23 protein-coding genes are annotated in these 26213 nt (G+C 60.5%); 14 read left to right on the top strand and 9 right to left on the bottom strand.

All coding sequences use genetic code 11. From position 1 onward, the window contains the following. Positions 1–24: 24 nt before the first annotated feature. The 5 genes from AC5S27_RS03890 to cysS all read right to left on the bottom strand — a co-directional run bounded on the left by AC5S27_RS03890 (position 25) and on the right by cysS (position 5405). Entirely contained in the window at positions 25–501 is a 477-nt protein-coding gene (locus tag AC5S27_RS03890) for a YraN family protein (RefSeq protein ID WP_493933266.1), read from the bottom strand. 153 nt (positions 502–654) lie between these two features. Then, positions 655–2049 (bottom strand): acetyl ornithine aminotransferase family protein, encoded by a 1395-nt coding sequence (locus AC5S27_RS03885; protein WP_493933265.1) that lies wholly within the window; start codon positions 2047–2049, stop codon positions 655–657. Between the two features lie 392 nt (positions 2050–2441). Continuing rightward, positions 2442–3143: a hypothetical protein gene (locus AC5S27_RS03880; RefSeq protein WP_493933264.1), complete on the bottom strand. Its 702-nt coding sequence runs from the start codon at positions 3141–3143 to the stop codon at positions 2442–2444. A 227-nt stretch (positions 3144–3370) separates the two neighbouring features. Beyond that, positions 3371–3916: a DUF4337 domain-containing protein gene (locus AC5S27_RS03875; RefSeq protein ID WP_493933263.1), complete on the bottom strand. Its 546-nt coding sequence runs from the start codon at positions 3914–3916 to the stop codon at positions 3371–3373. A gap of 10 nt (positions 3917–3926) precedes the next feature. After that, positions 3927–5405, bottom strand: a complete 1479-nt coding sequence (cysS, locus tag AC5S27_RS03870; RefSeq protein ID WP_493933262.1) for a cysteine--tRNA ligase — start codon at positions 5403–5405, stop codon at positions 3927–3929. A 369-nt stretch (positions 5406–5774) separates the two neighbouring features. On the opposite strand from cysS, the gene AC5S27_RS03865 reads away from it, so the two are divergent. Then, positions 5775–6893, top strand: a complete 1119-nt coding sequence (locus AC5S27_RS03865) for a carboxypeptidase-like regulatory domain-containing protein (RefSeq protein ID WP_493933261.1) — start codon at positions 5775–5777, stop codon at positions 6891–6893. A gap of 2 nt (positions 6894–6895) precedes the next feature. Here AC5S27_RS03865 and tsaD read toward each other — a convergent pair whose 3' ends face one another. Both tsaD and AC5S27_RS03855 read right to left on the bottom strand, forming a co-directional pair. After that, positions 6896–8125, bottom strand: coding sequence for a tRNA (adenosine(37)-N6)-threonylcarbamoyltransferase complex transferase subunit TsaD (gene tsaD, locus AC5S27_RS03860; protein WP_493933260.1), 1230 nt, complete (start codon positions 8123–8125; stop codon positions 6896–6898). A 42-nt stretch (positions 8126–8167) separates the two neighbouring features. Beyond that, positions 8168–8323, bottom strand: a complete 156-nt coding sequence (locus AC5S27_RS03855; RefSeq protein ID WP_493933259.1) for a DUF3309 family protein — start codon at positions 8321–8323, stop codon at positions 8168–8170. Positions 8324–8503: 180 nt separating this feature from the next. On the opposite strand from AC5S27_RS03855, the gene AC5S27_RS03850 reads away from it, so the two are divergent. The 3 genes from AC5S27_RS03850 to AC5S27_RS03840 are packed head-to-tail and all read left to right on the top strand — an operon-like array spanning position 8504 to position 11616. Continuing rightward, positions 8504–9919, top strand: coding sequence for a CCA tRNA nucleotidyltransferase (locus AC5S27_RS03850; RefSeq protein WP_493933258.1), 1416 nt, complete (start codon positions 8504–8506; stop codon positions 9917–9919). Next, positions 9916–11091 (top strand): BaiN/RdsA family NAD(P)/FAD-dependent oxidoreductase, encoded by a 1176-nt coding sequence (locus tag AC5S27_RS03845; protein WP_493933257.1) that lies wholly within the window; start codon positions 9916–9918, stop codon positions 11089–11091. The genes AC5S27_RS03850 and AC5S27_RS03845 overlap by 4 nt, the downstream gene beginning before the upstream one ends. A 39-nt stretch (positions 11092–11130) precedes the next feature. Next, positions 11131–11616, top strand: coding sequence for a DUF3592 domain-containing protein (locus AC5S27_RS03840; protein ID WP_493933256.1), 486 nt, complete (start codon positions 11131–11133; stop codon positions 11614–11616). A gap of 58 nt (positions 11617–11674) precedes the next feature. Here the strand turns inward: AC5S27_RS03840 and AC5S27_RS03835 are convergent, their stop codons facing one another. Beyond that, positions 11675–12430 carry a hypothetical protein gene (locus AC5S27_RS03835; protein WP_493933255.1) on the bottom strand — a complete coding sequence of 252 codons (756 nt, stop codon included), beginning with the start codon at positions 12428–12430 and terminating at the stop codon, positions 11675–11677. Between the two features lie 166 nt (positions 12431–12596). After that, positions 12597–13220 (bottom strand): superoxide dismutase, encoded by a 624-nt coding sequence (locus AC5S27_RS03830; protein WP_493933254.1) that lies wholly within the window; start codon positions 13218–13220, stop codon positions 12597–12599. 332 nt (positions 13221–13552) lie between these two features. On the opposite strand from AC5S27_RS03830, the gene AC5S27_RS03825 reads away from it, so the two are divergent. From AC5S27_RS03825 to AC5S27_RS03780, 10 genes are all read left to right on the top strand, one after another. Further along, positions 13553–16060 carry a glycoside hydrolase family 15 protein gene (locus AC5S27_RS03825; RefSeq protein ID WP_493933253.1) on the top strand — a complete coding sequence of 836 codons (2508 nt, stop codon included), beginning with the start codon at positions 13553–13555 and terminating at the stop codon, positions 16058–16060. A 71-nt stretch (positions 16061–16131) separates the two neighbouring features. Further along, positions 16132–18129 (top strand): transketolase, encoded by a 1998-nt coding sequence (tkt, locus tag AC5S27_RS03820; protein ID WP_493933252.1) that lies wholly within the window; start codon positions 16132–16134, stop codon positions 18127–18129. Between the two features lie 85 nt (positions 18130–18214). After that, a complete protein-coding gene (gene rpiB, locus AC5S27_RS03815) occupies positions 18215–18682 on the top strand; it encodes a ribose 5-phosphate isomerase B (protein ID WP_493933251.1) in 468 nt (155 codons plus the stop codon). A gap of 156 nt (positions 18683–18838) precedes the next feature. Continuing rightward, complete coding sequence (locus AC5S27_RS03810; RefSeq protein ID WP_493933250.1) at positions 18839–19471, top strand: HAD family hydrolase; 633 nt, start codon at positions 18839–18841, stop codon at positions 19469–19471. A gap of 106 nt (positions 19472–19577) precedes the next feature. Further along, the gene (gene gnd, locus AC5S27_RS03805) at positions 19578–20483 is read left to right on the top strand and encodes a phosphogluconate dehydrogenase (NAD(+)-dependent, decarboxylating) (protein WP_493933249.1); all 906 of its coding nucleotides are present in this window, start codon (positions 19578–19580) and stop codon (positions 20481–20483) included. A gap of 172 nt (positions 20484–20655) precedes the next feature. Next, entirely contained in the window at positions 20656–22206 is a 1551-nt protein-coding gene (zwf, locus tag AC5S27_RS03800) for a glucose-6-phosphate dehydrogenase (protein ID WP_493933248.1), read from the top strand. Between the two features lie 123 nt (positions 22207–22329). After that, a complete protein-coding gene (locus AC5S27_RS03795) occupies positions 22330–22683 on the top strand; it encodes a four helix bundle protein (protein ID WP_493933247.1) in 354 nt (117 codons plus the stop codon). A gap of 104 nt (positions 22684–22787) precedes the next feature. Beyond that, entirely contained in the window at positions 22788–23585 is a 798-nt protein-coding gene (pgl, locus tag AC5S27_RS03790) for a 6-phosphogluconolactonase (RefSeq protein WP_493933246.1), read from the top strand. Continuing rightward, positions 23582–24601, top strand: a complete 1020-nt coding sequence (gene glk / locus AC5S27_RS03785; RefSeq protein WP_493933245.1) for a glucokinase — start codon at positions 23582–23584, stop codon at positions 24599–24601. The genes pgl and glk overlap by 4 nt, the downstream gene beginning before the upstream one ends. 388 nt (positions 24602–24989) lie before the next feature. After that, entirely contained in the window at positions 24990–26210 is a 1221-nt protein-coding gene (locus tag AC5S27_RS03780) for a M24 family metallopeptidase (protein WP_493933244.1), read from the top strand. The last annotated feature ends 3 nt before the right edge of the window (positions 26211–26213 follow it).

Below are 26213 nucleotides of genomic sequence, written 5' to 3'. Positions count from 1 at the left end.
CCCGCTACACGACTTGAAAGCTCATCAGTAGACCTCGCTCCATCCAAACGCCGCCGGGATACGCTGAATCTCCCTCGGCTGCCCCGGCAGGTCATATACCGTCACAATGTCGAATCGAACCGGAGGCGGCTCTGCTTCCGGAAGATGACGCAGGTACATCCTCGCCATGCGCCGGAGCGTCTTCCGCTTGTGCCGGTCAACGGCGGATGATGCCGTGGCCACATCACGGCTGGAACGAGTCTTCACTTCGATAAAGCAAAGCGTATCTCCCTGCCATGCGATCAGGTCGATATCGCCCGGCGCAGGCCCCTCGTTCCACCGTCGAGCAACCACGATAAAGCCTTGCTGCTTGAGGTAGAAACAAGCCGCTTCTTCGCCAGCCAATCCCGTTGCGAGATGTTTCGGCAGATCATGGGAACGCCCACGCTTCTCAGCGAGCCATCGCAGGGATAGCAGACTGCGCACGAGTCCCTGATCAACGAGCTTCGCCACCACGTTCATGCGATTTCCTCAGCCAGGAATGAGTCAGGAATTGGTTGGAGCAATTCTGCGCGTCCTGGCGGGAAAGATCAAGCGGCAGACAAAAGGCCGTCGCGAAGACGGCCTTTTCCCAAGGATGCTGGTTCGGATGAACGGACGAAAGACCGGCAGCGGCTATGCCCCGACAGTGGCCAGTTCCCTCGACTGCGCATGCTCAACCTCAACTTCAGCCAGTGCTTCTTCGAGGATGTCGAGAGCCACAGTCGCTTCCTCTTCGCTGACGATCAGCGGCGGACACAGACGCAGCGAAGTTTCGCCGCAGCCCAGGATCAATAAGCCTTTCTCAAAGCAAAGTGTCTCAATCCGGTTGCGGAGTGCAGGCGCAGGCTCGCGCGTCACCTTGTCCAACACCAGCTCGATGCCGATCATCAGACCGCGGCCGCGTACGTCGCCAACCAAAGCATGCTTCTGCTTCCAGCCCTGCAACCGTTCCAGCATCTTGCCGCCCACTTTGCCGGCATTCGCAATGCCTTCGCGCTCCAGGATATCCATCGTCGCCAGCGCCGATGCAATCGCGATCGGGTTGCCGCCAAAAGTGGAAGCATGCGAGCCGGGAACCCAGTCCATGATCTCCGCGCGCGTCATGCAGATACCGAGCGGCATGCCCGAAGCGATGCCCTTGGCCATGCAGACGATATCCGGCTGCACGCCGGAATGCTCAATCGCCCACCACTTGCCCGTGCGCCCCGCGCCCGACTGCACTTCGTCGGCCACCAGCAGAATCCCGTGGCGATCGCAAATATCGCGCAACTCACGCAGAAAATTGTCCGGCGCAACCACGTAGCCACCCTCGCCCTGGATCGGCTCGACGAAGATCGCAGCCACTTCTTCCGGGGCAATCGTCGTCTTGAACAATTTCTCCTCAATGAACCGTGCACAGCCAAGGGCGAAAGCCTCCTCCGCCTGCGGACCACCGGAGCAGCCGCGATACGCGTAGGGATAGCGGATGTGGGTCACGCCGGGAACCATCGGCGAGAACCGGCGCTTCTGCTGTGGCTTCGATCCGGTCAGCGAAAGTGCACCCATCGTCCGGCCATGGAAAGCGCCGAAGAAGGAGATTACATGCTGACGCTTGGTGTGGTAACGCGCAATCTTCAGAGCGCACTCTACGGCCTCCGCGCCCGAGTTGCCGTAGTAAAAACGGTGCGGCCCGGGCATCGGTGCAATGGCTGAAAGCCGGTCCGCCAGCACCGACATCGACTCATAATAAAAATCCGTCCCTGAGATATGAATCAGCTCCGCAGCCTGATCCTGAATCGCCTTCACCACTTCGGGATGGCAGTGGCCGGTCGAATTCACGGCGATGCCAGCGGCGAAATCCATAAATTCGTTGCCGTCCACATCCTCTACGCGAATCCCGCGGCCTCGCTTGGCCACGAGAGGATAGGAGCGTGTATAGCTCGGCGAAATGACGCGGTCATCGTGTTCCACGGCGGCTTTTGCCTTGGGTCCGGGCAGGGGACAAAGCAGTTTGGGTCCAAATTTGGCGTACAGATCGGAATGCGACATGGCAGAATCTCCTCAAAACAATAGGCTTCGGCGGTATGGAGATATCCCGCGACTTCCAGCGCCGCGAATAGCGAAGCTGAAGTTTCGAAGCGGGACAACAATTCAATCTGGAATCGAAATCGTACGAGGACTAGTCGCCCGCGTAGAGACTCGGCCGTGTTCGGCTCGGCAGTACGCGCAAATGGCGGCGCGGACCGATCACGCGAGCCCGCACCCTGCTCCAGCGTTTGCTGACAGGTGCGCTGATTCGGCCTGCGGAACGGTGCGTCTGCATGGAGTCCTCAAGAAGAGTGCGGATGGCGTGAGAATAGCACGCCACCGAAAAATCCGAAAGAGCGCAGGGCCGCCTCAAGGGCGGACGGATCGCTCCACGACCGCGTTTGGCCGTTCCACTATTTTGACGCTGCGAAGGCCGTGGCCGGAACGAGAGCAGCTGGCTTGTCGGTTTCAAGGGTCACGAGGGAGTTCTCAAAAAGCTTGAGCGCGGCCTCGTCCTTCAACATACCCATCCAGCAGATCATGCCCTTGTCGAGCAGGCTGCAGACCGTCTCGATCGTGTAGGTCATCTCCGGATGCGCCTTGGCACTGCCCGCGGCGCGCTCGATCCACAGATTGTGCGTGCCGGACTTGTACGCGCCATAAACGGGATCCTTGAGATCGAAGCTGCTCTCGAGCCCCTTCGATACTCCCGTTCCAACCCCCGCAAGATCGCTTTGAGCGAACTTTGACCCATAGCAGTCATACGGCAGCGCCACCGTCACGATCACCGACGCCGGATCGCCATGACGCACCAGCAGAGCCACCTGTGTACAGGCCGCGCCGCGCTTCTCCAGGTCGCTATCAGCTTTCTGCTCCGCTTGCAGGTGAACCGCAGGCATCATCGGCTTGCTGTCCACCACTTCCCAACCCTTCGGATAGTCGAAGCTGAAGCCCAGATCACTGGTGAATCCAGGGCCGACATCTGCAGCCGCGGTAGCAGCAGGCGACGACGCGGCCTGCGAAACCAAGGCCGCCGAGAGCGGAGTATGCGGTGTAAGCAGCGCGCCGGAAAGCAGGAATGCAGCAGCAATCGTGGGATTCGAAGGGGTAAACATGATGCCGGGAGTGTATCACGGGGAAGTTTCGACAGCTTTGCGAGGCCTCGGGCGGGCGGAAAATTCACACGTCCAGCAACGCATCTACCTTGCCGCGTCAGGCGAGAGAACGGATACATCGTCCCCATGCACAGGATTTGGCGGACGCACCCAACGGTGCCCGGTCCGCACCAATGACCGGTCGAACCACGCGGTAACTTTCTCGCCCGCGGCCGCCGCCTGCGCAGCTATTTCAGCAGCAGTACCGAAAGCGAAGAAGCAATTCCCAAAACGCCAAAGACCAGTCCCAGGTACCAATAGAGGCGGTTTCTGGTTAGGAGAGTAATCGAAGAGGTGACCAGCGCGATCTCGAGCAGAGCCTCACCCAGATCAAATCGAGTGGCTCTCGCCTCGGCCCGCTCAACCTTGGTTTCAAACGCCTCCGCCTTTTCCTTTTCCTCTTTCAGGTCATCTGCCCACTTGGCCTGCTTGTCAGCGTCTTTCTTGGCAATCTCGGCGGCTTTCTTTGCGTCGGTTACCTGTAGCACCGAAAGCAATGCAGCCGAGTTATCTGTATCCGTATTGCGAATGTTCTTTGCCTGGTAAAAATTCCACTGGTCAGAAGCCTTCGCCTGGTTCAGAACAGCCTCGGTGTGTGTGCGATGCCCTAGTACGGTGGTGATAGCTACCAGCACCGCCAGTACGGACATCGTAAACGCTACCGGCCGCATTGATGGCTCATGGGCGCCGTGTTCCGCGTGTTCCTGCAATTCGCCTGCTTCGTTGGCTTCCATTTCCCGGCTCCTACTTCCGCTTCCAGCGAACGCCATCTTTGGCGTCCTCGATGATGACACCTTTGGCCGCCAGCTCGTCGCGAATCTCATCCGACCGCTTGAAGTTGCGCTGCTTCCGCGCCGTATTCCGCTCGGCGATCAGCCCGTCAATCTCTTCATCGGACAGCCCCTGCGCCACGAGCAACTCCGGCGCAACCTTATCCGCCAGCCCCTGCTCTTCAGCCCACGCGACCGCAGCCTTCGTCGGCGCAGCATCGTTGTCGGCAATCACGGCAAACACCGCGTCAAACTTCGCCAGAACTCCCAGCACGCGCTCCCGATCCCCAGCCAGCACCGAGCCGGAATCGAGCGCAGAGTTCACCGCCCGCACCAGGTCAAAAATCGGTGCGCGCGCCTCGGCTGTATTCAGATCATTCGCCAGCGCGGCAATGTAACCAGCCTCAGCCTTTTCAGCAGCGGCCTGCAAGGCATCGCTCTTGCCATCTGCCAGAGTCGCCTTGGACAGCCGGGCCACAAAAGTACGCAGCCGGTCGATCGCATTGGTCGCCTCAGTAAGTCCCTCGAAGGTGAAATTCAACTGGTGCCGGTAGGGAACGGAAATCAGCGCGAGACGAATCGCCGATGCCTTGTAGCCCTTCAGCAGCAGATCGCGCAGCGTATAGAAATTCCCTTCGGACTTGGACATCTTGCGCCCGTCCACCAGCAGAAAGCGCACATGGAACCAGTGCCGCGCGAGTGGCTTGTGCGTCACCGACTCCGACTGCGCAATCTCGTTCTCGTGGTGCGGGAACATCAGATCCTCGCCGCCAGCGTGGAGATCGAAGCTGTCGCCCAGGTACTTCATCGCCATCGCCGAGCATTCCAGATGCCAGCCCGGCCGCCCGGTGCCGATCGCTGTTTCCCACGAAGTTTCACCCGGCTTGGTCGCCTTCCATAGGGCAAAGTCGCGCGCCGAGTCCTTCTCGTACTCATCTACATCGACGCGGGCCCCGTCGGTCATGCCTTCCAAATCCTTCTTGCTTAGCTTGCCGTACTCCGGGAAAGCCGCTAGCCGGAAGTACCAGGAACCGTCCTCAACCTTGTAAGAAGCGCCCGCTTCCTGCATCCGCTCCACCAGATTGACCATCTCCGGAATGTGCTCCGTCGCGCGCGCCAGCACCTCCGGCCGCTCAATCTGCAAAGAATCGAGATCGTCGAGAAATGCCTGGGTAAAGCGTGGGGTGTATTCGCCGATAGGGATGCCCGCTGCGGCCGCATTCCGAATGATCTTGTCGTCCACATCCGTAATATTCATCACGTGGCGAACGCGAATCCCCTGCAGATGGAGAAACCGCCGCAGCACATCGACCTGCAGAATTGTCCGGAAGTTGCCGATATGGCCGTAGTCGTACACGGTCGGCCCGCACGCGTACATGCGCAACTCCGCCTCATCGGCGGGAGCCAGTTCATCCAGTTGTCCACTCAGGGTGTTGTAGAGGCGAAAGGTCATCGGGTGGGCGCTAACTCTTGCTCAAAGCACGGGAAGTTGGGCCTTTCAGCCTCTCCGATTGTACCAGCGGGCGGTACCCGTTGAGCTTTCACACCGGACAGCGCTGCACTTTCGCAAACCCAAATCAAGCCTCAGTTCAAATGCCTGAAGATCCTGAAAGGATTGCAACCTAGCGTTCCACCGTATCAGAATAAGTCCGGCACCAAAATCTGTCTGCGTGCGACATGGCAACGGGTGAGCCTTTCATCCGTCTAACAGAAGGTGTGGCGGAAAAGGGTCATTGGTCCTGCCGCCATAAGCGGATATGCTCGCTCCAGAGCATTCCCATTCTCGGACCGGACGGCGCCACTGATCGGACGCAATTTGCATTTGAGCATCAATCGAGCCGCTACGCGGAGTGGAGCGGGCGTGCGCGGCTGCCTGCTATCCCTGGCCATCGCAGCAGTGACGGTCCTGCCGGGGCACTCGCAGGAGTCTCCTGGCAGCCATGCTGCAATCCCTGCGCTGCCAGACGCCCCGCTCGCCGCCACCGTAGCGCAGCAAGAAAGTCCCGAAATCACCACCGCCGGCATTCATGGCACCGTCGCCGACCGTGACGGAACAGCCTATGAGGGCGTCCATGTCACTCTGACCAGACCGGGCCCAGCCTTCCCCATCAAGATCTCTGCGACCACGGACGCCGGCGGACACTTTACATTCACTCAGCTTGCTCCGGGGCCATTTGAGATCAACGTGGACGCCAGCGGCTTTTCCGCACAAAAGCTGACCGGAACGCTCCACTCCGGGGAGAGCTACGAAGCCCCCAAATTCACCCTGCTCGTTTCGTCTGCCAACAGCAGCGTCGAAGTGACTGCCTCCCGTTACGAAATCGCCCAGGAAGAGCTCAAAGAGGAAGAAAAGCAGCGCGTCTTCGGCGCCATTCCCAACTTCTACGTCGTCTACGCACCCAACGCGCCGTCCCTGACCACCAAGCAGAAATTCCACCTGACCTGGCGCAACGAAATCGACCCTTTCACTTTCCTCGTAACCGGCGCAATCTCCGGCATTCAGATGGCTGAGGATGACTTCAAGGGCTACGGACAGGGCGCACAGGGTTACGCCAAGCGCTACGGCGCAAATTACGCCGACGACTTCATCGGCAATATGCTTGGCGGAGCCGTCTTCCCCAGCATCTTCAGGCAGGATCCGCGTTATTTCTACAAAGGCACCGGCAGCACAAAATCTCGTGCCATCTACGCCGTCGAGAGCGCCTTCATTTGCCGCGGAGACAACGGGCGACGCCAGTTCAACTATTCCGGCATCCTGGGCAGTCTGGCGGCCGCCGGGATTTCGAATATCTATTACCCCTCGGCCGACCGCAACGGGGCGGGGCTGACCTTTCGCAACACCGCGTACGGCATCGGCGGCAGCGCCATCGGCAATCTCTTCCAGGAATTCCTGGTCCGCAAGTTGACCCCAAAAGTCCCTGACTACAGCACAAAACCCTAGGCTCAGCTCAACGTTAGCCGCGGATTTGCTTCAAGGCCCAGACCGGCAAAATCCTTCGCCAGCAATCGCGGCCACGCAGCGGCGGCAATCATCGCCGCGTTGTCGGTCGAGAGCGCAAGCGTGGGAAAGGCCACCGGCAGTCCACGCTCAGCGGCTTCGGCCGTAAACCGCACGCGTAGCTCGCGATTCGCCGCCACTCCGCCAGTCACCAGCACCGAAGCCGCGCCAACCGCTTCGGCCGCCGCGAACGTTTTCCTCAGCAGATCGCCGACCACAGCATGCTGAAAGCTGGCGATCAGGTTAAGCGTCTGTTGGTCGCACAACTCCCTAGCATCCTGCCAGGTAGGCTTGCGCCCCGCGTCGATCATGGCCATCAACGCCTGCTGCCGGGCCTCGCAACTGGCCCGAAGTCCGTTCACTTCAACATAGCGAAGAACGGCGGTCTTGATTCCAGAAAAGGAAAACAGAAAATGCCGGTCCAGGCCGGCGATGGGGGCTGTCTTCTCGCCTTTGGTCCGCGGAGCCTTGCCTTCCAGATGCGACTTGACCTTGATCTGCGTAAAAGCAAACGGCACGGCCTTCGGGTCGCCAAACTGCGCCAGATGATCGATCCATGGTCCCCCGGGATAGCCCAGCCCGAGCAACTTGGCCACCTTGTCGAACGCCTCTCCGGCAGCATCGTCTAGCGTCCGTCCAACCAGCGAATAATGCCACGCCCCCAGCGCGTCACCCGTCACGGGTGGCTTCGCCAGGAACAAATGTGTATGCCCGCCGGAGACCACCAGCGCCAGCGCCGGCATCGGCAACCCGCCCTCATCCGCTACGAGTGAGCCAGACTGAGCGCGCACCTGACGGTCCTCCAGCAGGACCGCGTGGATATGACCCTCAAGATGATTGACGGCGATCAGTGGAATGTTGCGCGCAAACGCCAGAGCCTTGGCATACGTAATGCCAACCAGCAACGCACCGGCCAGCCCGGGCCCGTTCGTCACCGCAACCGCTTCGATATCATCGAGCCCACAGCCAGCCTCCGCCAGCGCGGCTCGCGTCATGGGGACAACGTTGCGCAAATGCTCCCGGCTAGCCAGCTCCGGAACGACGCCTCCATACGGCGCATGCATCGCGATCTGCGAAGCAACGATCGAGGAGCGTGTGATCATCCCACGCTCCACCACCGCGGCCGCTGTCTCATCACAGGACGACTCAATACCCAGAATCAGACCACTACCCATCGTTCAAGTCTAATGGCTGGCTCGCGATACCCGAAGATGCCTCTACAAAACGCCGAGCAGGTACGCAATCAGCAGGATGAGAAGAATGGTGCCCAGGCCAATGCCCGCGCCGCCGCCGTAGCCCCAGCGGCTGTGTCCGTAATACCCGCCGCCACCTCCAAGAAGCAAGATCAGAAGAATAATCACAATGATGGTCATTTGAGTTTTGTCCTTTCGTCGCATCTGGCCCGCCGGAGTAGGGCGCAAGTGAGCATTTTCCGTGCAGTCGCCGATGTCGTCCGTTCTCCTCAGACGATAAGAATCAGCCCTACCCTTTACTGACCCACGTTGGTCACTTTCGAGGAAATTCTGTCTATAACGCGAGACAATACAGAAGTCATGAGCGAAATCGCACAGTCCGAAACTCCAAATTGGAAAGCTGCCCGCGCGATCCTGTTACGGCTGCGCGAAGAGGGCTACCAGGCCTATCTCGCCGGTGGCTGCGTGCGTGATCTGCTGCTCGGCCGCGAGCCCAAGGACTTCGACGTTGCCACCTCGGCCACACCGGATATCGTCCTCGACCTGTTCCCCCGCACCTTCGCTGTGGGCGCGCACTTCGGTGTTGTGCTCGTCTCCGCCGAGATCGATGGCGAAGCGACCTTAACGGAAGTTGCGACCTTCCGCCACGACGGGGCCTACTCCGACGGCCGCCACCCCGACGCAGTCCGCTACACCACTGACCCGCGCGAAGACGTCGAGCGCCGCGACTTCACCATCAACGGGCTGCTCTTGGACGGCATCAACCCGCACACCGATTTGCGCGACTCCGTCCTCGACTACGTTGGTGGCCTTGCCGATCTTGACGCAGGGATACTCCGGGCCATCGGCGATCCCGTCCGCCGCTTCGAAGAAGATCATCTCCGCATGCTGCGCGCGGTCCGCTTCGCCGCAAGGCTGAACTTCGTGATCGACCCCGCAACGAAAACCGCGATGCGCGCCCTCGCTCCAAAAATCAAGGCCGTAAGCGCCGAGCGTATTCGCGAAGAGCTCACCCGCATCCTCACCCAGGGCAATGTCCGCCGCGCTTTCGAGTTCCTCGACGAGACCGGTCTGCTCGCCGAAGTCCTGCCCGAAACCATCAAGCTCAAAGGCGTAGCCCAGCCCGAGCAATATCACCCCGAAGGCGATGTCTGGGTGCACACCATGCTCCTGCTCGACCAGCTGCAGCCGGGCTGCCCGATGACCCTCGCATGGGGAACCCTGCTCCACGACATCGGCAAGCCCGCCACCTTCACCGCGCCGCAATATCCCGGCGATCGCATCCGCTTTAACGGCCACGTCGAGGTCGGCGTGAAGATCAGTGCGGAGATCTGCCGCCGCTTCCGCTTCTCGAATGAAGAAACCGCGCAGATCCTTGCCCTCGTCCAGAACCACATGCGCTTTGCCGACACGCCGCACATGAAAGCTTCAACCCTCAAGCGCTTCTTCCGCCTGGACCGTTTCGAAGAACACCTTGCGCTGCACAAAATGGACTGCCTCGCCAGCAGCGGCAACCTCGACCACTACGACTTCGCAAAGCAGCAGTACGAAACGATGCCCGCCGAACAGGTCCGTCCCACCCCTCTGCTCACCGGCCGCGAACTGATCGCAGCCGGCTACCAGCCCGGACCGCTCTTCAAATCCATCCTTCGCGCCGTCGAAGACGCGCAATTAGAGGGCTCCATCCACACACCGGAAGATGCCATGGCTCTCGCCCAGCAACTCGCCGGCTCCGCCAACTCGGCTAACTCGGCTAACTCGGCTGGCCCGGCATGACCCCTCCACTGCAGGAATACGACGTAATCGTTGTCGGCGCAGGAGCCGCCGGCCTGATGTGCGCTGCGGTCGCGGGGCAGCGCGGCCGGCGCGTCGCGCTGCTGGACCACGGCAGCCTGCCTGGCCGCAAGATCCTCATCTCCGGCGGCGGCCGCTGCAACTTTACCAACATCCACTGCGAGCCGAACCGCTTCCTCTCCGCCAATCCCCACTTCGCCAAATCCGCGCTGGCGCTCTACACCCCGCGCCACTTCCTCGAACTCGTCCATAAATACAACATCCCGTACCACGAAAAGACGCTCGGCCAGCTCTTCTGCGACCACTCCGCCCACGCCATCCTGAACCTGCTGCTGGCTGAGTGCGAACGCGGCGAAGTCACCCACATCCCCGACGCCCACAGCATCCAAATCGACCGCGACGCCACAGGCTTCCGACTCAACAGCGCCAAGGGCGAATTCCGCGCGCAGTCGCTGGTCATCGCCACCGGCGGGCTCTCAATCCCCAAAATGGGCGCAACCGGTTTCGGCTATGAGGTCGCTCGCCAATTCGGCCTTGGCATCATCGACCCGCGCCCAGCACTCGTACCACTGCTGCTCTCCGGGAAAGAAGCTCCATGGACGCAACTGGCAGGGGTTTCGACGCTGGTGCGGGTCAGCACTCCAGGGACAAAGACCAGCTTCGTAGAAAAGCTGCTGGTCACGCATCGCGGGCTGAGCGGCCCGGCAGTGCTGCAAATCTCGTCTTATTGGAAAGCTGGACAGCCCGTCGAGATCGACTTCGCGCCAGAACAAGCCGTCCTGGCCCCAGTCCTCGCTGGCCGACGAGACGCAGCAACCCTGCTCAAATCCCTGCGCGAACACCTGCCCCAACGCCTCGCCGAACATCTGTCGCAGGTAGCGGCTCCGAAAGGCTGGTCCAACCCAGCCCTCGAAGCCTGCGAACACCACCTGCACAACTTCCCGCTCCACCCCACCGGCACCGAAGGCTACCCCAAGGCCGAAGTGACAGCAGGCGGCGTGAACACAAATGACCTGCAAGCCCGAACCATGGAAGCCAGGAATATCCCGGGCCTCTTCTTCATCGGCGAAGTCGTCGATGTCACCGGCCATCTAGGCGGCTTCAACTTCCAATGGGCCTGGGCCTCAGCAGTAGCCGCTGGAAACGCTGTTTAAGGAAGGACCATCCGGTATGGCCGTGGTAATCTGCGGTCGATGCTTAAGCACTCTATCCTCCGGAAGCTCTTAACAATTTTTCGAATTGTCTTTACCGTCTCATTTGTCTGCTGTTTTCTAATCAGCCTAGGATTTGCAATTCGCACTTCATTCTTTCGGCTAACCGCCCTACACGCCAGCGGCATAGTATTGAGCTTGGACGAAAGATTGGATGTAGAAAATCATACGTTCCAGTACGCACCTGTGTTTCAGTTTCAAGCGGATGACGCGAAGTACTACACGATCACCTCAGACACCGCAACGAATCCTCCGTCCTTCTCAAAGGGCCAGCTGATCGAGGTCCTGTACGCGAAGGGGAAACCCGCCGAGGCACGCGTGAATTCGTTTTGGCAGCTTTGGCTGATGCCAATGATCCTACTTTTCATCGGGATAGCACACGGAATTATCGCGGGAATATTGCGGACGATCGAGCGAAAGTTCGACAGAAAAAATGTCGACTTATTAAACCAGGAAGCTTCGGCGTAGTGGCAAACGGGGATGCGAGCAAACCACATCCCCCTGATATCGACAGTCAGCAAACACCCTACTGCTGCGGTTGCCCCTGAGGCTGCCCTTGCGGTTGAGCCGGCGGCGCCGCATTCGGCCGCTTCGGAGGCGTCAGTTTGAATCCCTGCCGCACCAGTGCAAAGCCCTCATCGGTCCACTCCGCCTGTAAGAGCTCATTCGAAGGGCCGGAGAAAATCTCAGTCGTGCTCGTATCCTGCGTCACCGTCAAGTGATGCACAGCGATCGCGCGGCCATCCAGAGTTCCCTGTTCATCCGGTTTGGTTGCTACCCGCAGAGCCGCCAGCGACCCGGCCTGTTTGGGTATCAGCGCCCAAAGGTCGCGGTTGTTGTTCGCCGCGCCAAGATTCAGCAAAACCTGCAGCCCTGCCGGATCAAAATCCGGCAGAAACACCGCTGACGGGTGAAAGGCTAGCGGCGTATTCGTGACCTGTCCGTTGGCATTGATCTTCAGAGAAAACTGCTGTCCCTGAGGTGCAGCATTCAGGCTCACTGCCGTCCCGTTGACTGAACCCTTGAGCTGAACGCTGGTCAGATGAAAGCCGCCATCCAGCATCTGCGTCTGGTTAAAGCTGTATTTCAGCCCCGGCATATCGATCTTCGTACCCGAGGTAGCGTCCCAGCCGCTGCCACTCTGTTGCAACGACAGGCTAGCCGTCCCCACACTCTTGCCATTCTGACTCACCTGAAAACTCTGCGCCGAAGCACCCACGGCAAATACAGCCAATCCAGGCAACGCCAATCCGGCAAAAATCATCGTCCGCATCCAACGCATCGCAATTCTCCTCATAGGTAAGAACCCCAAAACTCTGTAATGGTTGCGGACCAGCGCCACCCCAAAGAAAGCAAAAGGGGCAGGCCAGAAGCCCACCCCAATGCCAAATCGACCAGAAACGGGGGCTTTTCTGTTCCCTGACCCCTGTTGTCTGTTCCCTGCCTTATTACTTCTTAGCCGTCGCAAAGCGCTTGTTGATCTCCGTCCAGTTCACCACGTTCCACCAGTTTTCCAGGTACTTGGGGCGTAGATTCTGGTACTTCAGGTAGTACGCATGCTCCCAGACGTCGTTGCCCAGGATCGGATACAGCCCCTGCGTCAGCGGCGAATCCTGGTTCGGCGTGCTAATCACCTTCAGCTTGCCGTCGGAGTACACCAGCCAGGCCCAGCCGGAACCGAACTGCTTCACGCCAGCCTCGTTGAACGCCTTCTTGAACGCCTCAAAGTCGCCGAAGTCGGCTGTAATCTGCGCAGCGATCTCGCCGGTCGGTTCGCCACCAATGCCGGGAGTGCCCACCGGGCCCATGATGCTCCAGAAGATGGTGTGGTTGGAGTGACCGCCGCCATTGTTCTTCACCGGCCCCTTGATCGCTTCTGGCACATCGGCCAGTCCAGCCACCAGATCGTCAATCGACTTGGCCGCAAGCTCGGGATAGTTGGCCAGCGCGGCATTAACGTTGGTCACATACGCCTGATGATGCTTGTCATGGTGAAACTTCATCGTCTCCGCGTCGATAAAAGGTTCGAGAGCGGCATAGTCATAGGGTAGCGGTGCAAGTTCATAAGCCATTGGGTATCTCTCCTCAAACTGGATTGTACTGGGGTTAGCGGTCAACCGGGAACAGGGTCCTCGGTTCCCACCGCTGCACGAAAATCTTGGCGCCAGCCGGATTCCGCTTCGAAATCCCTGGCAGGAGGTGCTATTCCATAGATGCACACTCCCGCACGAAAGGTACTTTCAACTTCCGGGGAACTTCTGCCTCCTTTCGTACATCAGACTGGAAGCAACGACGACGGTTGGATGAGAAGATAGTGAAATTCACACTGTGCACGACGAGTGAAGCTGGACAATAACAACAACGAGAACGACAAGAACAACCAGAACCCCGAGAGGTTTCCCCCTTGATTCAAGACTCGCTGCTGGCAACGCCCCAGGACTCCCTCTACCGATGGCTCGATCAGCAAGGCGAAGCTTTCGGCTCGCCCGGCCTGTCGCCCCGATGGACCTCAAGCGTCAAGGACGCCGTCGGCACCGCCTACTCGGCCTCCAGCCGTATCTGGTTCACCGTCTCGCACGGCATCCTCAACGAGATCTACCACCCCACCATCGACCATCCCCAGACCCGCGACCTCGGCCTGCTCATCTCCGATGGCTCCACGTTCCTGCATGAGGAAAAGCGCGACCTCATCCCGGCCTTCGAATACCTCCACCCCGAAGCGCTCGGCGTCCGCTACACCAACCGCGACAAGGAAGGCCGCTATCAGCTCGTCAAGGACATCATCTGCGACCCGCACCATAGCGTGGTCCTGATGCACGTCCGCCTGGAACTCGGGCCGAACGGCACAGAGGAATTCCTCAATAAGCTCAAAATCTACTCCCTGCTCGCCCCGCACATGGACGGCGGCGGCTCGGGCAACTCCGCGCGCGCCGTCGACGTTGCCGGCCGCAAAGTGCTCGTCGCCTGGAAGAACCGCTGGACCCTCGCCATGTCCGTCGACTGCGGCTTCTCCCGCGTCAGTTGCGGCTTTGTCGGAGCCAGCGACGGCTGGCGCGACCTGATCAGCGACTTCCACATGGACTGGCAGTTCGGCTCCGCCACCAACGGCAATATCTCCGTGATGGGCGAAATCGACCTCGGCGGCAGCCGCGAATTCACCCTCGGTATCGGCATCGGCGACAGCCACCACTCAGCACTATCGAAGACCATGGGTGCTCTTTCCCTGCCCTTCTCGCAGAACGCCGCCCGCTTCCTCGAGCAGTGGCAGCGTGCCGCGAGCCCCTACCGCCTGGCCGTAAAATCCGGCGACCGCGGCCTGCTCATGCAGACCAGCCACAATATCCTTCTGGCCCACGAAGATAAAACCTACTCCGGCGCGTTCGTCGCCTCCGCATCCATTCCCTGGGGCCAGGCAAAGGGCGACGACGACCTCGGCGGCTACCACCTGGTTTGGACCCGCGACATGGTCCAGACCGCAACCGCCCTCCTCGCCTGCGGCCGCGTGGACACAGCCCGCCGCGCCCTCGTCTACCTCGCCTGTACCCAGCGGCCCGACGGCAGCTTCGCCCAGAATTTCTGGATCGACGGTCGCCCTTACTGGACCGGCCTCCAGCTCGACGAAGTAGCTTTCCCGCTCATCCTCACCTGGCGCATCTGGAAGGCCGGCGGACTCGGCAACTGGGACGTCTTTCCCTTCGTCGAACGCGCCGCCGGCTTCCTCATCCGTCACGCCCCCATCACGCACCAGGAACGCTGGGAAGAAAACTCCGGCTATTCGCCCTCGACTCTCGCCGCAGTCATTGGCGGCCTCATCTGCGCCGCGGAAATCGCCCGCGATCACCAATCCCTCGAACTGGCCGAGTTCATCGAGCAGTTTGCCGACTGGATCGAGTCTCACCTCGAAGACTGGACCGTCACCAACGACGGCATCCTGCTCCCCGAAGTCAAACGCCACTACATGCGCATCCGGCCACCGGAGCAAGGCGACGCCATCTACAAGGAAGGCCCCGGCACAGAGAAAATTCACCTCAACAACCGCCCGCCAGGCACCCGCTACGAGTTCGAAGCCCGCGAAATCATCGACGGCGGCTTCCTCGAACTGGTCCGCTACGGCATCCGCCGCGCCGACGACCCGCTCATGATCGACTCACTCAAGGTCGTTGACGCCATCATCAAGCGCGAACTTCCCCAGGGCCCCGGCTGGCTGCGCTACAACTGGGATGGCTACGGCCAGGGCGCCGACGGCGGTCCCTTCCACACCTACGGCCAGGGCCGCGTTTGGCCGCTCCTGACCGGCGAACGCGCGCACTACGAAATCGCCGCCGGGCACGACGTCAGCCACCTCATCAAGACCTACGAAGGCTACGCCACCGCCGGAAACATGCTCCCCGAGCAGATCTGGGACGCAGCCGACCGCCCGGAGGACCACCTCAAGCTCGGCGGACCCGCCGGATCCGCCTGCCCGCTCGTCTGGGCGCACGCCGAATACCTCAAGCTGCTCCGCTCCGCCCTCGACGGCAAGGTCTTTGATCGCATCGAGCCCGTGTATCAGCGCTACAGCAAGTTCCCCTCCGCGCACAACCACGCCCGCTCCGAGCACCACGGCCGCGCGCACCAGAAGTGCATCGAGATCTTCAGCCTGCATCGTCCCATCCAGGTGATCTCACCCCACGCCACCCTGCGCGTCCTCGAAGACAAGCGCTTTACCGTCCTCTGGTCCGATAATGGTTGGAGCACCAGCAACACCACGGAGAGCCGTGGGCTGGGCAGCGCAGGCTTTTCAGCCGACATCCCCGCCACCGCAAAGCAGGGCGCTGATACCGCAAACCCCGGTCAGATATCATTAACTTTCTTCTGGCCAGAGGAAAACCGCTGGCTCGGCCATAATTACGAAGTTCGCATCGAACAGTAGAACAGAGGAATCACACCAACATCCGCATCGCCAATATCGGTGCCGAGAACCGAAAGGAACACCAAAAGCTTATGTCCGACATTGCTAAAGATCTCGATCATCTTTCCATCGACACGCTGCGCATTCTAGCCATCGATACAGTCGAGAAAGCCAAGAACGGCCACCCTGGCGCCCCCATCGCACTCTCGCCCGCCGGCTACGTGCTCTTCCACAATGTAATGAAGCACAATCCCGGCAACTCCAAGTGGGCCAACCGCGACCGCTTCGTCCTTTCCAACGGCCATGCCTCGCCGCTCATTTACGGCCTGCTCTATCTCTCCGGCTACAAGCTTTCCCTCGACGACCTCAAGAGCTTCCGCCAGTGGGGATCCAAGACCCCCGGCCACCCCGAGTACCACCACACCGACGGCGTTGAAGTCACCACTGGCCCCCTCGGCCAGGGTTTCGCCATGGCAGTCGGCCTCGCTATCGCGGAAAAGCACCTCTCCGCGCAGTACAACAAGCCCGGCTACGGCATCATCGATCACTTCACCTACGGCATCATGGGTGATGGCGACATGATGGAAGGCGTCACCCACGAAGCGGCCTCGCTCGCCGGTACCCTCGGCCTCGGCAAGCTGATCTTCCTCTACGACGACAACCTCATCTCCCTCGACGGCCCCACCGAGCTGTCCTTTACGGAAAATGTCTACGCCCGCTACGAAGCCTATGGCTGGCAGGTACTCCGCGTCGCCGACGGCAACGATATCGCTGCCATCGAAGCCGCCATCAAGGAAGGCCAGGCCGAAACCACCAAGCCAACCCTGATCGGCGTTCGCACCGTCATCGGCTACGGTTCACCCAAGGCTGGCACCAACAAGGTTCACGGAGAAGCCCTCGGCGCCGAAGCTACAGCAGCTACGAAGAAGTTCTTCGGCTTCCCCGAAGACCAGAGCTTCTACATCCCCGAAGAGGCCCTCGCCAACTGGCGCCAGTCCCTCGACACCGGCGCAAAGTACGAGTCGGAGTGGAACGATCTCTTCGCCAAATACAAGGCTGAATTCCCCGAATTGGCAGCTGAATTCGAGCGCACCTGGAAGAACGAGCGTAAGGCCGACTGGTACAAGGCGATCCCGAGCTTCCCAGCCGGCAAGCCCCAGGCCACCCGCACCGCCGGCGGCACCGTTCTCAATGCTCTCGAAAAGACCGTCCCCGAGCTCTTCGGCGGCGCGGCCGATCTCACCAGCTCCACTAAGACCATCTTCAAGGACAGCCCCAGCTTCCACGTCGATCCCACCGGCCGCAACGTCTTCTGGGGCGTTCGCGAATTCGCCATGTCTGCCGCCGTCAACGGCATCGCCGCGCACGGCGGTCTGATTCCATTCGGCTCCACCTTCTTCGTCTTCTCCGACTACTGCAAGCCGGCCCTGCGTCTCGCAGCGATCATGCAGACCCACTCGCTCTTCGTCTACACGCATGACTCGGTCGCAGTCGGTGGCGACGGCCCCACGCACGAGCCCATCGAGCACCTGATGGCCCTCCGCGCGCTGCCTTGCTTCACCGACTTCCGCCCCGCGGACGCCAACGAAACTGCGGCCTGCTGGCGTTTGGCTCTCGAGCGCAACAGCCCCAGCTTCATGGCCCTCAGCCGCCAGGATCTTCCTGTTCTCGACCCCAACACCATCGACACCTACGCCGGCGCCAGCAAGGGCGGATATGTGGTGGAAGACGCCGAGAACCCCGAAGTCGTCCTCATCGCAACCGGCGCGGAAGTCTGGACTGCCCTTGATGGAGCCAAGCTGCTCAAGGAGTCCGGCATCGCAGCCCGTGTCGTCTCCCTGCCCAGCTGGAAAATCTTCGACGAGCAGACCGAAGCCTACCGCGACTCGATCCTGCTGCCCGGCATCCCCAAGGTCGCCATCGAAGCCGGCTCCCCGCTCGGCTGGTGGAAGTACCTCGTCGGCGCCAAAGGCTCGGTCATCGGTCTGGAACGTTTCGGCGCCTCTGCCCCCGGCGACATCGTCCTGAAGGAACTCGGCTTCACCGGCGAGAATGTAGCCGCACACGCCAAGACCGTGCTCGGCAAGTAAGCAACGACAGTGTGAGTGCGAAGTGTGAGTGTGAAAGCCACTCCGCACTTCACACTCACACTCCACACTCACACTAGGACTTCCCATGAAATTAGTCATCGGTTCCGACCACGCCGGCTTCCTCCTGAAAGAGGACGTACGCGCTTATCTCGCCGCGAAAGGCCACGAAGTCGTGGATCTCGGCGTCCACTCGACCACGCCCTCCGACTACCCCGACGCCGCCGAAGCCGTCGGCGACGCCATCAACGCAGGCGTAGCCTCGCGCGGCATCCTCATCTGCGGCTCGGGCGTCGGCGTATGCGTCGCAGCCAACAAGATCCCCGGCATCCGCGCCGGCATGTGCCACGATCACTACTCGGCCCACCAGGGTGTCGAACACGACGAGATGAACGTCCTCGTCCTCGGCGCGCGCGTTATAGGCACGGAAACCGCTCACGATGTCTCCGACAGCTTCCTCGCCGCCAACTTCGTCGCCACCGAAGAGCGCTTCGTCCGCCGCTACAAGAAGCTGCTGGCCATCGAAGCCAAGTACTCGAAAACCACAGCGTCATAACGGGACTGGCGAACTCCCCAATTCGCCCATCCCAGCCAAATCAGACCAGAACAAGTCAAGACCCGATGAATTTCGCTGAATTGACCGTAACTCGCTGGCATTACAACTTATCCTGCAAGAGCATCCGCTGTGACTCACCCGAAAGGTTCCCCGCGCATGTCCAATTCCGCAAGCAACCCGTCTGAATTCGACGTAATCTTGTTCGACGTCGGCGGAGTGCTCCTCACCAATGGCTGGGACCACAACGAACGCGCCGTAGTTCTCGCCCAATTCGGTATCGACAAAACAGAGTTCGAAAAGCGCCATCCCGAGCCCTACGACGCATGGGAGCGCGACACCATTTCAGCTGACGACTACCTCAACGCCACCCTCTTCTACGAGCCGCGCAGCTTTACCCCGGACCAGTTCATCGCAGCCATGAAGCTGCAGTCCGTCCCATTAGCTGATAACGCCATTGGAATCCTCGGCGAAATTGCGGCATCAGACAAGTGGTTAGTAGGTTTATTGAATAACGAATCGCGTCTGCTGCATGAATATCGCATGGAAAAATACGACCTCAGCCGTCACCTCGACGTACAGTTCAGCTCCTGCTACGTCGGCTTGCGCAAGCCTGAAGCAGAAATCTATCGCCGCGCCGTCGACATCCTCGGCGTACCCGCGAGCAGAATCATCTTCATCGACGATCGCAAGGGCAATGCCGACGCAGCAGCCGCCGTGGGCATGCACGCAATCCAATTTCTCGGCGAAGCAAAATTACGCTCCGACCTGCAGCAGCTCGGAATACTTTGAGAAACAAGTGTTTAGTGATGAGTGGTTAGCGGTCGCGAACCCTAATCTGCAAAAAACACTAATCACTCACCACTAGCCACTAACCACTCGCTACAAGGAGAACCAAATGCAACTAGGACTCATCGGACTCGGCAAGATGGGCGGATTCATGGCGGAGCGCATTCGCCTCGGCGGCCACCAGGTCGTCGGATTTGATTTCAACGCGGAAGCGGTCGCCAAACTCTCTGCCAGCGGCAACGTCGGCGTATCGAGCCTCGAGGAGCTGGTGCAGAAGCTCGAAGCCCCCCGCGCCATCTGGCTCATGGTTCCCGCCGGCGCGCCCGTCGATGAGACCATCGCCAAGCTGGAGCCATTCCTCGCTCCCGGCGACACCATCATCGATGGCGGCAACTCCAACTACAAGGACTCGATGCGCCGCCATGATGAAGCCAAGGCCAAGGGCTTCAACTTCGTCGACGTAGGCACCTCCGGCGGCGTCTGGGGCCTGAAAGAGGGCTACAGCATGATGATCGGCGGCGACAAGGATCCCGTCGAGCACCTGCGCCCCATCTTCGAAGCACTCGCTCCCGCCAAGGACAAGGGATGGGGACACGTCGGCCCCGCCGGGGCCGGCCACTTCGTCAAGATGGTCCACAACGGCATCGAGTACGGCATGATGCAGGCCTATGCCGAGGGCTTCACCATCCTCGAAAAGAAGGAAGTCCTCGACCTCAACCTTCCCCAGATCGCCCGCATCTGGCAGGTTGGCTCCGTCGTCCGCTCGTGGCTGCTCGACCTCACCGCCGACGCCCTCGAAAAGAACCCCACCCTCGACGGCCTCGAAGCCTATGTCGCCGACTCCGGCGAAGGTCGCTGGACTGTCTTCGAAGCGATTGATCTGAACGTCTCCGCGCCGGTCATCACCGAATCCCTCATTCGCCGCATCCGTTCGCGCGAAGAAAACAACTTCACCGACCGCATGATCGCCATCCAGCGCAATGCCTTCGGTGGCCACGCTGTCAAGAAAGACTAGCCACCGCAGACTACGGTGCCGCATCTCAAGAATGCGGAAAGAAATAACCTCGGATGCTCCGTCCCTCGTCGCCGCGCGGCACGGGATGGAGCATCCGCTATCGAATCAAGCCCCAGCATCAAGCTCGAGGCTAAAAGCTGGCAGCAACAAGCTGCCCCCAAGAGGCAAAGCAATGGCCACAGCACAGTTAAGTGTCAGCCCTGAAGATCTGTCCAAAGTCACCGCCGGCAGCGTCCGCATCCCCGAACCAACCATCATCGTCATCTTCGGCGCCTCTGGCGACCTGACCAAGCGCAAGCTGCTCCCGGCGCTCTATCATCTCCAGCAGGATGGCCTCCTTCCCAAGGAATTCGCCATCGTCGGCGTTGCCCGCCGCCCCCTCGGCGACAGCTTCGCCAAAGACATGCGCGAAGGTATCGTCGAGTTCGGCAACGTCAAGACGGACGAGTCCGCGCTGGATGATTTCATCAAAAAAGTTCGCTACTTCCCCATGAACTTCGACGATGCTGCCGGCTACGACGGCCTCAAAGCCGAGCTGGACAAGATCGCCAAAGAACTCAATATCACCACCGGCAACCGGCTCTTCTATCTCGCCACTGCCCCCGAATACTTCACCGAGATCGTCGAGAACCTCGGCGCCAAAGGCCTCGCCAAGCCGGAACACGGCTCCGTCCGCGCTGTCATCGAAAAGCCTTTCGGCCACGATCTCGAATCCGCCAAAGAGCTGAACCGCGACGTCAACGCCGTCTTCTCCGAGCGTCAGGTCTTCCGTATCGACCACTACCTCGGCAAAGAAACCGTCCAGAACATCCTCGTCTTCCGCTTCGCCAATGGCATCTTCGAGCCCGTCTGGAACCGCAACTACATCGACAGCGTTCAGATCACGGCCGCAGAAACCCTCGGCGTAGAAGGCCGCGGCCCGTTCTACGAAAAGGCTGGGGCGCTGCGCGACGTCGTCCAGAACCACGTCATGGAGCTGCTCTCCTTCGTAGCCATGGAGCCGCCCATGTCCTTCGAATCCCAGTCCGTCCGCCTCGAAAAGCTGAAGGTCTGGCAGGCCATCCCATCCATCCCGATCACCAACGCCGTCCGCGGCCAGTACGGCCCCGGCCAAATTGGTGGCAAGGACGTCATCGGCTACCGCCAGGAAGACCGCGTCGATCCCGAGTCCAGCACCGAGACCTACGCCGCGGTAAAGCTTGAGATCGACAACTGGCGTTGGGCCGGAGTTCCCTTCTACCTCCGCGCCGGCAAACGCCTCGCCAAGCGCTCGACAGAAATCAGCGTCCAGTTCAAGCAGCCCCCGCAGCTCATCTTCAACAAGTCCGGCTCAGGCGGCGACTGCGGCGAAATCCAGCCCAACGTCATCACCATGCGCATTCAGCCCGACGAAGGCATCTCCCTCCGCTTTGGCGCCAAAGTCCCCTCTACGCAAAACATGTCCGTCTGCCCCGTCACCATGGACTTCGACTACGCCAAAGCCTTCGGCAAGAACTCCACCAACGGCTATGAGCGCCTCCTGCTCGACGCCATGCTCGGCGACCAGACCCTGTTCGCCCATCGCGATGGCGTAGAAACCACCTGGGGCCTCTACACCCCGATCCTCGAAGCCTGGGCAGACAAGAAAGCAGAAACTTTCCCCAACTATGCCGCCGGCTCCGCAGGCCCGGACTGCTCCGACGAGCTCCTCAAAAAAGACGGCCACACCTGGCGCAAACTGTAAGTCGAGGGAACAGGGATTAGGGAATAGAAAACAAGAGCAAGAGCAGTTCACTTGCCGGCCCGAAATCCCATGCATCACTTGAATCAGTCGCCCAGATCGCGAGAAACCAAGAGGCAATCGCAGATGGGCGACTCTTTCAAAGACCTCATTGTCTGGCAGCGCGCAATCGAACTGACCACAGCAATCTACAAATTCACGGCTGCATTCCCGTCATCAGAACAATTTGGACTAAGCAATCAACTCCGCCGTGCATCAGTCTCGATTGCTAGCAATATCGCGGAAGGATACGGTCGCAACACGCGCGGAGAATATCTTCAATTTCTAGGTCACGCACGCGGTTCTAACTTTGAAGTCGAAACACAACTGGTAATTGCCCGCAAAGTGGGATTCGGAAATGAGAAGGAAGGCAAGCACGCCGACGATCTTTCAGACGAAGTTGGACGCATGCTGGTAGCTCTGATGAAGAAACTTCGATAACAAGCTTACCCACAGGCAGGGACAAACAAGTCTGAGCACGATACAGTGCATTTGTTTGCTATTCCCTATTCCCTAATCCCTATTCCCTTGTCCCCGGAGCTTTCATGTCAGCAACCCTCAAAGTCAGCTACGTCGTCGAACCCGATCCCGCAGCACTCGCCTACCGTGCCGCCCTCCATCTCACCGAACTCGCCGAAGAAGCAGTAGCCGCCCGTGGCCGCGTTCGCATCGCCGTATCCGGCGGATCCACCCCCAAGGCCACCTTCGCCCTGCTCGCCGACTCCGCGCACACATTCTTCAGCCGCTTCCCCTGGCAGCAGCTCGAACTCTTCTTCGTCGACGAGCGCACCGTCCCGCCCACCGACGCCGACAGCAACTACCGCATGACCAAGGAAGCCCTGCTCGACAAAGTCAACCTCCGCCCCGAGCAGATCCATCGCATCCAGGGCGAACTCGAGCCCGAAGTCGCCGCCGCCGAGTACGAATACGACATCCGCCGCACCTTCCGCCTCGAAGGCGCCGAAGCCCCGCGCTTCGACATCATCACCCTCGGCATGGGCGACGACGGCCACACTGCCTCGCTCTTCCCCCACACCGAAGCCATCCACGAGATGGGCCGCATCGTCGCCGCCAACCATGTCCCGCAAAAGGACACCTGGCGCATCACCCTCACCTGGCCCGTCATCAACCATGCACGCGAAGTCTTCTTCCTCATCGGCGGCGCGGACAAAGCCACCCCGCTTCACGAAGTTTTCCTTGGCCCCAAAGATGTCGAGCGTCTGCCCTCGCAACTGATCTGGCCCGCAAGCGGTATACTCACTTTGATTTTGGATAAGGCCGCCGCAGCCCAGCTACCAGCACCGGACGCAGACGGCAAAGGCCATTTGGAGAGAACTCGATGATTCTGGCAGGCGACGTAGGCGGTACCAAGGTCCACCTGGCGCTGTACGACTTTACCAACGGCAACCTGCAATACAGCCGCGATGAAAAATACCCCGCCAAGGACTACTCCGGTCTCGAAGAGATCGTCCGCGAGTTCCTCGGCGGAGACAGCGTCACCTCAGCCTGCTTCGGCGTCCCCGGACCCGTCCGCGATGGCCGCCTGCGCCTGACCAACCTGCCCTGGACCCTCGACAGCCGCGAGCTCTCCCACAGCCTCAAGATCGATCACGTCTTTCTGATCAATGACCTCGAAGCCAACGGATACGGCGTAGCCGAGCTGAAGCCGAACCAGATCTACACCCTCTCCGAAGGCGACGCTGGCCAGATCGGCAACCGCGCCCTTATCGCCGCCGGCACCGGCCTGGGCGAAGGCATCCTCGCCTGGAACGGCCGCATCCACATCCCCATGCCTTCCGAAGGCGGCCACACCGACTACGGCCCGCGCGACGAAGACGAGATCGACCTGCTCCGCTTCCTCAAGCAGCGTTACAACGGTCGTGTCAGCTACGAACGTGTCGTCAGTGGCATGGGCTTCACCAACATCTACGACTTCCTCCGCGACGTCCGCGGCATGGAAGAGCCCACCTGGCTCCGCGACCGCATGGCCTCCGAAGACCCCAACGCCGTCATCACTGAGCTGGCTCTCTCCGCTAAAAGCGAGATCTGCGAGCGCACCCTGGACATGTTCGTCTCCGCCTACGGCGCGGAGGCCGGCAACCTCGCCCTCAAGGTGCTTTCCATCGGCGGCCTCTACATCGGCGGCGGCATCGCACCCCGCATCCTCGAGAAGCTCAAAGACGGCACCTTCATCAAAGCCTTCACCGACAAAGGCCGCCTGAGCCAGCTCCTCATTCACATGCCCGTCCGGGTGATCCTCGAACCCCGAGCAGCCTTACTCGGCGCAGCCGCCTACGCAGAAGCCCGCGCAGCCGAGCTCAGTGGAGTGAGCCCGCGCGCCGCCTCCGTCTCTTTCTAAATCAACCCAAAGGCTAGCTTGCCGCGTCTGTGGGCGGCGGCAAGTTAGCGTTTTCGCTGAATATTCAACATAAAGTCAAGACCCGCCCTCGCCGTACGCGCGCGATTAACCTTGTTTTCAGTGACTTACCTCATCCTCCTGTCTTGCGTTGCATTTCTGGCGGAAATTGCATAATTGAATCATCCGTCACGGCTCGATCTTCCCTGCAGCGCATTCAGCCAAGATCGGGAAGCTCCGAGTGATAGTCGCACGAGGAAAAATAAATACCCCTCCCCCCCATATCCCATACGCTCTTTCTTCGCTCAGCTTAGCCTCGTTGTTGATGGGCGCGAAGCCGCCTCGATCCGGTAACATCCGGCCTCCGGGCCAGATGCCGTATGCTTTTTTCATGCAACTGGAAGCTATCCAAGCCGCTCTCCGCGATGCCTCCGGCCAAACCCCGATCGACGGCTGGCTCTTCTACGACCACCATCACCGCGACCCCATCGCCAACCGTATCCTCGGCATCGACCCGCACGCCCACGTCACCCGCCGCTGGTACTACTTCATTCCCACCCACGGCGAACCCCGCAAGCTGGTCCACCGCATAGAAGCCGGCCGCCTCGACCACCTGCCCGGCACAAAAGCCGTCTACTCCAGCTGGCAGGAACTCGCCGAACGCCTCGACACCATGCTTTCCGGCACCCGCCGCATCGCCATGCAGTACTCGCCAAAGAACGCCATCATGTACGTCTCGATGGTGGACGCTGGCACAGTCGAATTTCTGCGCGGCATCGGCAAAGACATCGTCAGCTCTGCCGACCTTGTCAGCCACTTCGAAGCCGTGCTGACCGCTGACCAGGTCGCCAGCCACGTCGCCGCGCAACGCAAGATCGACACCATCCTCGCGCAGGCTTTCCATGAGATCGGCCGCGTACTCCGCCCGGCAACCGGCAAACCAGCCAGCATCACGGAATTCGACATGGTGCAGTGGTTCGCCGAAGCCATGCGCATCGAAGGCCTCGTCTGGGAAAACGGGCCCAACGTCAGCGTCGGCCCCAACAGCGCCGACTCGCACTACGAGCCAACCGCAGCCAGCGCCAAACCGATCCGCAGCGGCGACTTCCTGCTCATCGACATCTGGGGCCGGACGGATACGCCCAGCAGCATTCACTACGACATCACCTGGACCGGCGTCATCGGCCGCGAACCTACGGCCCTCGAACAGATCGTCTTCAGCACCGTCCGCGACGCCCGCGATGCTGCGATCTCCGTGGTCGAACAAGCCTTCGCCGCCGGTCGCCCGCTGCATGGCTATGAGCCGGACGACGCAGCCCGCGCCGTCATCCGCAATGCCGGCTTCGGCGAATACTTCACCCACCGCACCGGCCACAACATCGCAGTAGAACTGCACGGCTCCGGCGCCCACCTCGACAATCTCGAAACCCACGACGAGCGGCTGATCCTGCCCAACACCTGCTTCTCTGTCGAGCCAGGCATCTACCTTTCGCCGGACTACCAGGGCGGAACGCATCCGCAGTTCGGCGTCCGCAGCGAAGTGAACATGCTTACAGCTCCGGGGAGAGCCTGGGTCACGGGGCCGCGCCAGCAGGAACTGGTCAGGATTTGAGCA

The sequence above is a fragment of the Acidicapsa borealis genome (genome assembly GCF_059115245.1).
The sequence above is the reverse complement of the archived record's forward strand: the minus strand, read 5'-3'. Positions and strand labels throughout refer to the sequence as shown.

Bases quoted from the DNA above. Each gene is read 5' to 3' on its own strand.
- AC5S27_RS03890 (WP_493933266.1), bottom strand. From the start codon at position 501: ATGAACGTGGTGGCGAAGCTCGTTGATCAGGGACTCGTGCGCAGTCTG.
- AC5S27_RS03885 (WP_493933265.1), bottom strand. From the start codon at position 2,049: ATGTCGCATTCCGATCTGTACGCCAAATTTGGACCCAAACTGCTTTGT.
- AC5S27_RS03880 (WP_493933264.1), bottom strand. From the start codon at position 3,143: ATGTTTACCCCTTCGAATCCCACGATTGCTGCTGCATTCCTGCTTTCC.
- AC5S27_RS03875 (WP_493933263.1), bottom strand. From the start codon at position 3,916: ATGGAAGCCAACGAAGCAGGCGAATTGCAGGAACACGCGGAACACGGC.
- cysS (WP_493933262.1), bottom strand. From the start codon at position 5,405: ATGACCTTTCGCCTCTACAACACCCTGAGTGGACAACTGGATGAACTG.
- tsaD (WP_493933260.1), bottom strand. From the start codon at position 8,125: ATGGGTAGTGGTCTGATTCTGGGTATTGAGTCGTCCTGTGATGAGACA.
- AC5S27_RS03855 (WP_493933259.1), bottom strand. From the start codon at position 8,323: ATGACCATCATTGTGATTATTCTTCTGATCTTGCTTCTTGGAGGTGGC.
- AC5S27_RS03850 (WP_493933258.1), top strand. From the start codon at position 8,504: ATGAGCGAAATCGCACAGTCCGAAACTCCAAATTGGAAAGCTGCCCGC.
- AC5S27_RS03845 (WP_493933257.1), top strand. From the start codon at position 9,916: ATGACCCCTCCACTGCAGGAATACGACGTAATCGTTGTCGGCGCAGGA.
- AC5S27_RS03840 (WP_493933256.1), top strand. From the start codon at position 11,131: ATGCTTAAGCACTCTATCCTCCGGAAGCTCTTAACAATTTTTCGAATT.
- AC5S27_RS03835 (WP_493933255.1), bottom strand. From the start codon at position 12,430: ATGCGTTGGATGCGGACGATGATTTTTGCCGGATTGGCGTTGCCTGGA.
- AC5S27_RS03830 (WP_493933254.1), bottom strand. From the start codon at position 13,220: ATGGCTTATGAACTTGCACCGCTACCCTATGACTATGCCGCTCTCGAA.
- tkt (WP_493933252.1), top strand. From the start codon at position 16,132: ATGTCCGACATTGCTAAAGATCTCGATCATCTTTCCATCGACACGCTG.
- rpiB (WP_493933251.1), top strand. From the start codon at position 18,215: ATGAAATTAGTCATCGGTTCCGACCACGCCGGCTTCCTCCTGAAAGAG.
- AC5S27_RS03810 (WP_493933250.1), top strand. From the start codon at position 18,839: ATGTCCAATTCCGCAAGCAACCCGTCTGAATTCGACGTAATCTTGTTC.
- gnd (WP_493933249.1), top strand. From the start codon at position 19,578: ATGCAACTAGGACTCATCGGACTCGGCAAGATGGGCGGATTCATGGCG.
- zwf (WP_493933248.1), top strand. From the start codon at position 20,656: ATGGCCACAGCACAGTTAAGTGTCAGCCCTGAAGATCTGTCCAAAGTC.
- AC5S27_RS03795 (WP_493933247.1), top strand. From the start codon at position 22,330: ATGGGCGACTCTTTCAAAGACCTCATTGTCTGGCAGCGCGCAATCGAA.
- pgl (WP_493933246.1), top strand. From the start codon at position 22,788: ATGTCAGCAACCCTCAAAGTCAGCTACGTCGTCGAACCCGATCCCGCA.
- glk (WP_493933245.1), top strand. From the start codon at position 23,582: ATGATTCTGGCAGGCGACGTAGGCGGTACCAAGGTCCACCTGGCGCTG.
- AC5S27_RS03780 (WP_493933244.1), top strand. From the start codon at position 24,990: ATGCAACTGGAAGCTATCCAAGCCGCTCTCCGCGATGCCTCCGGCCAA.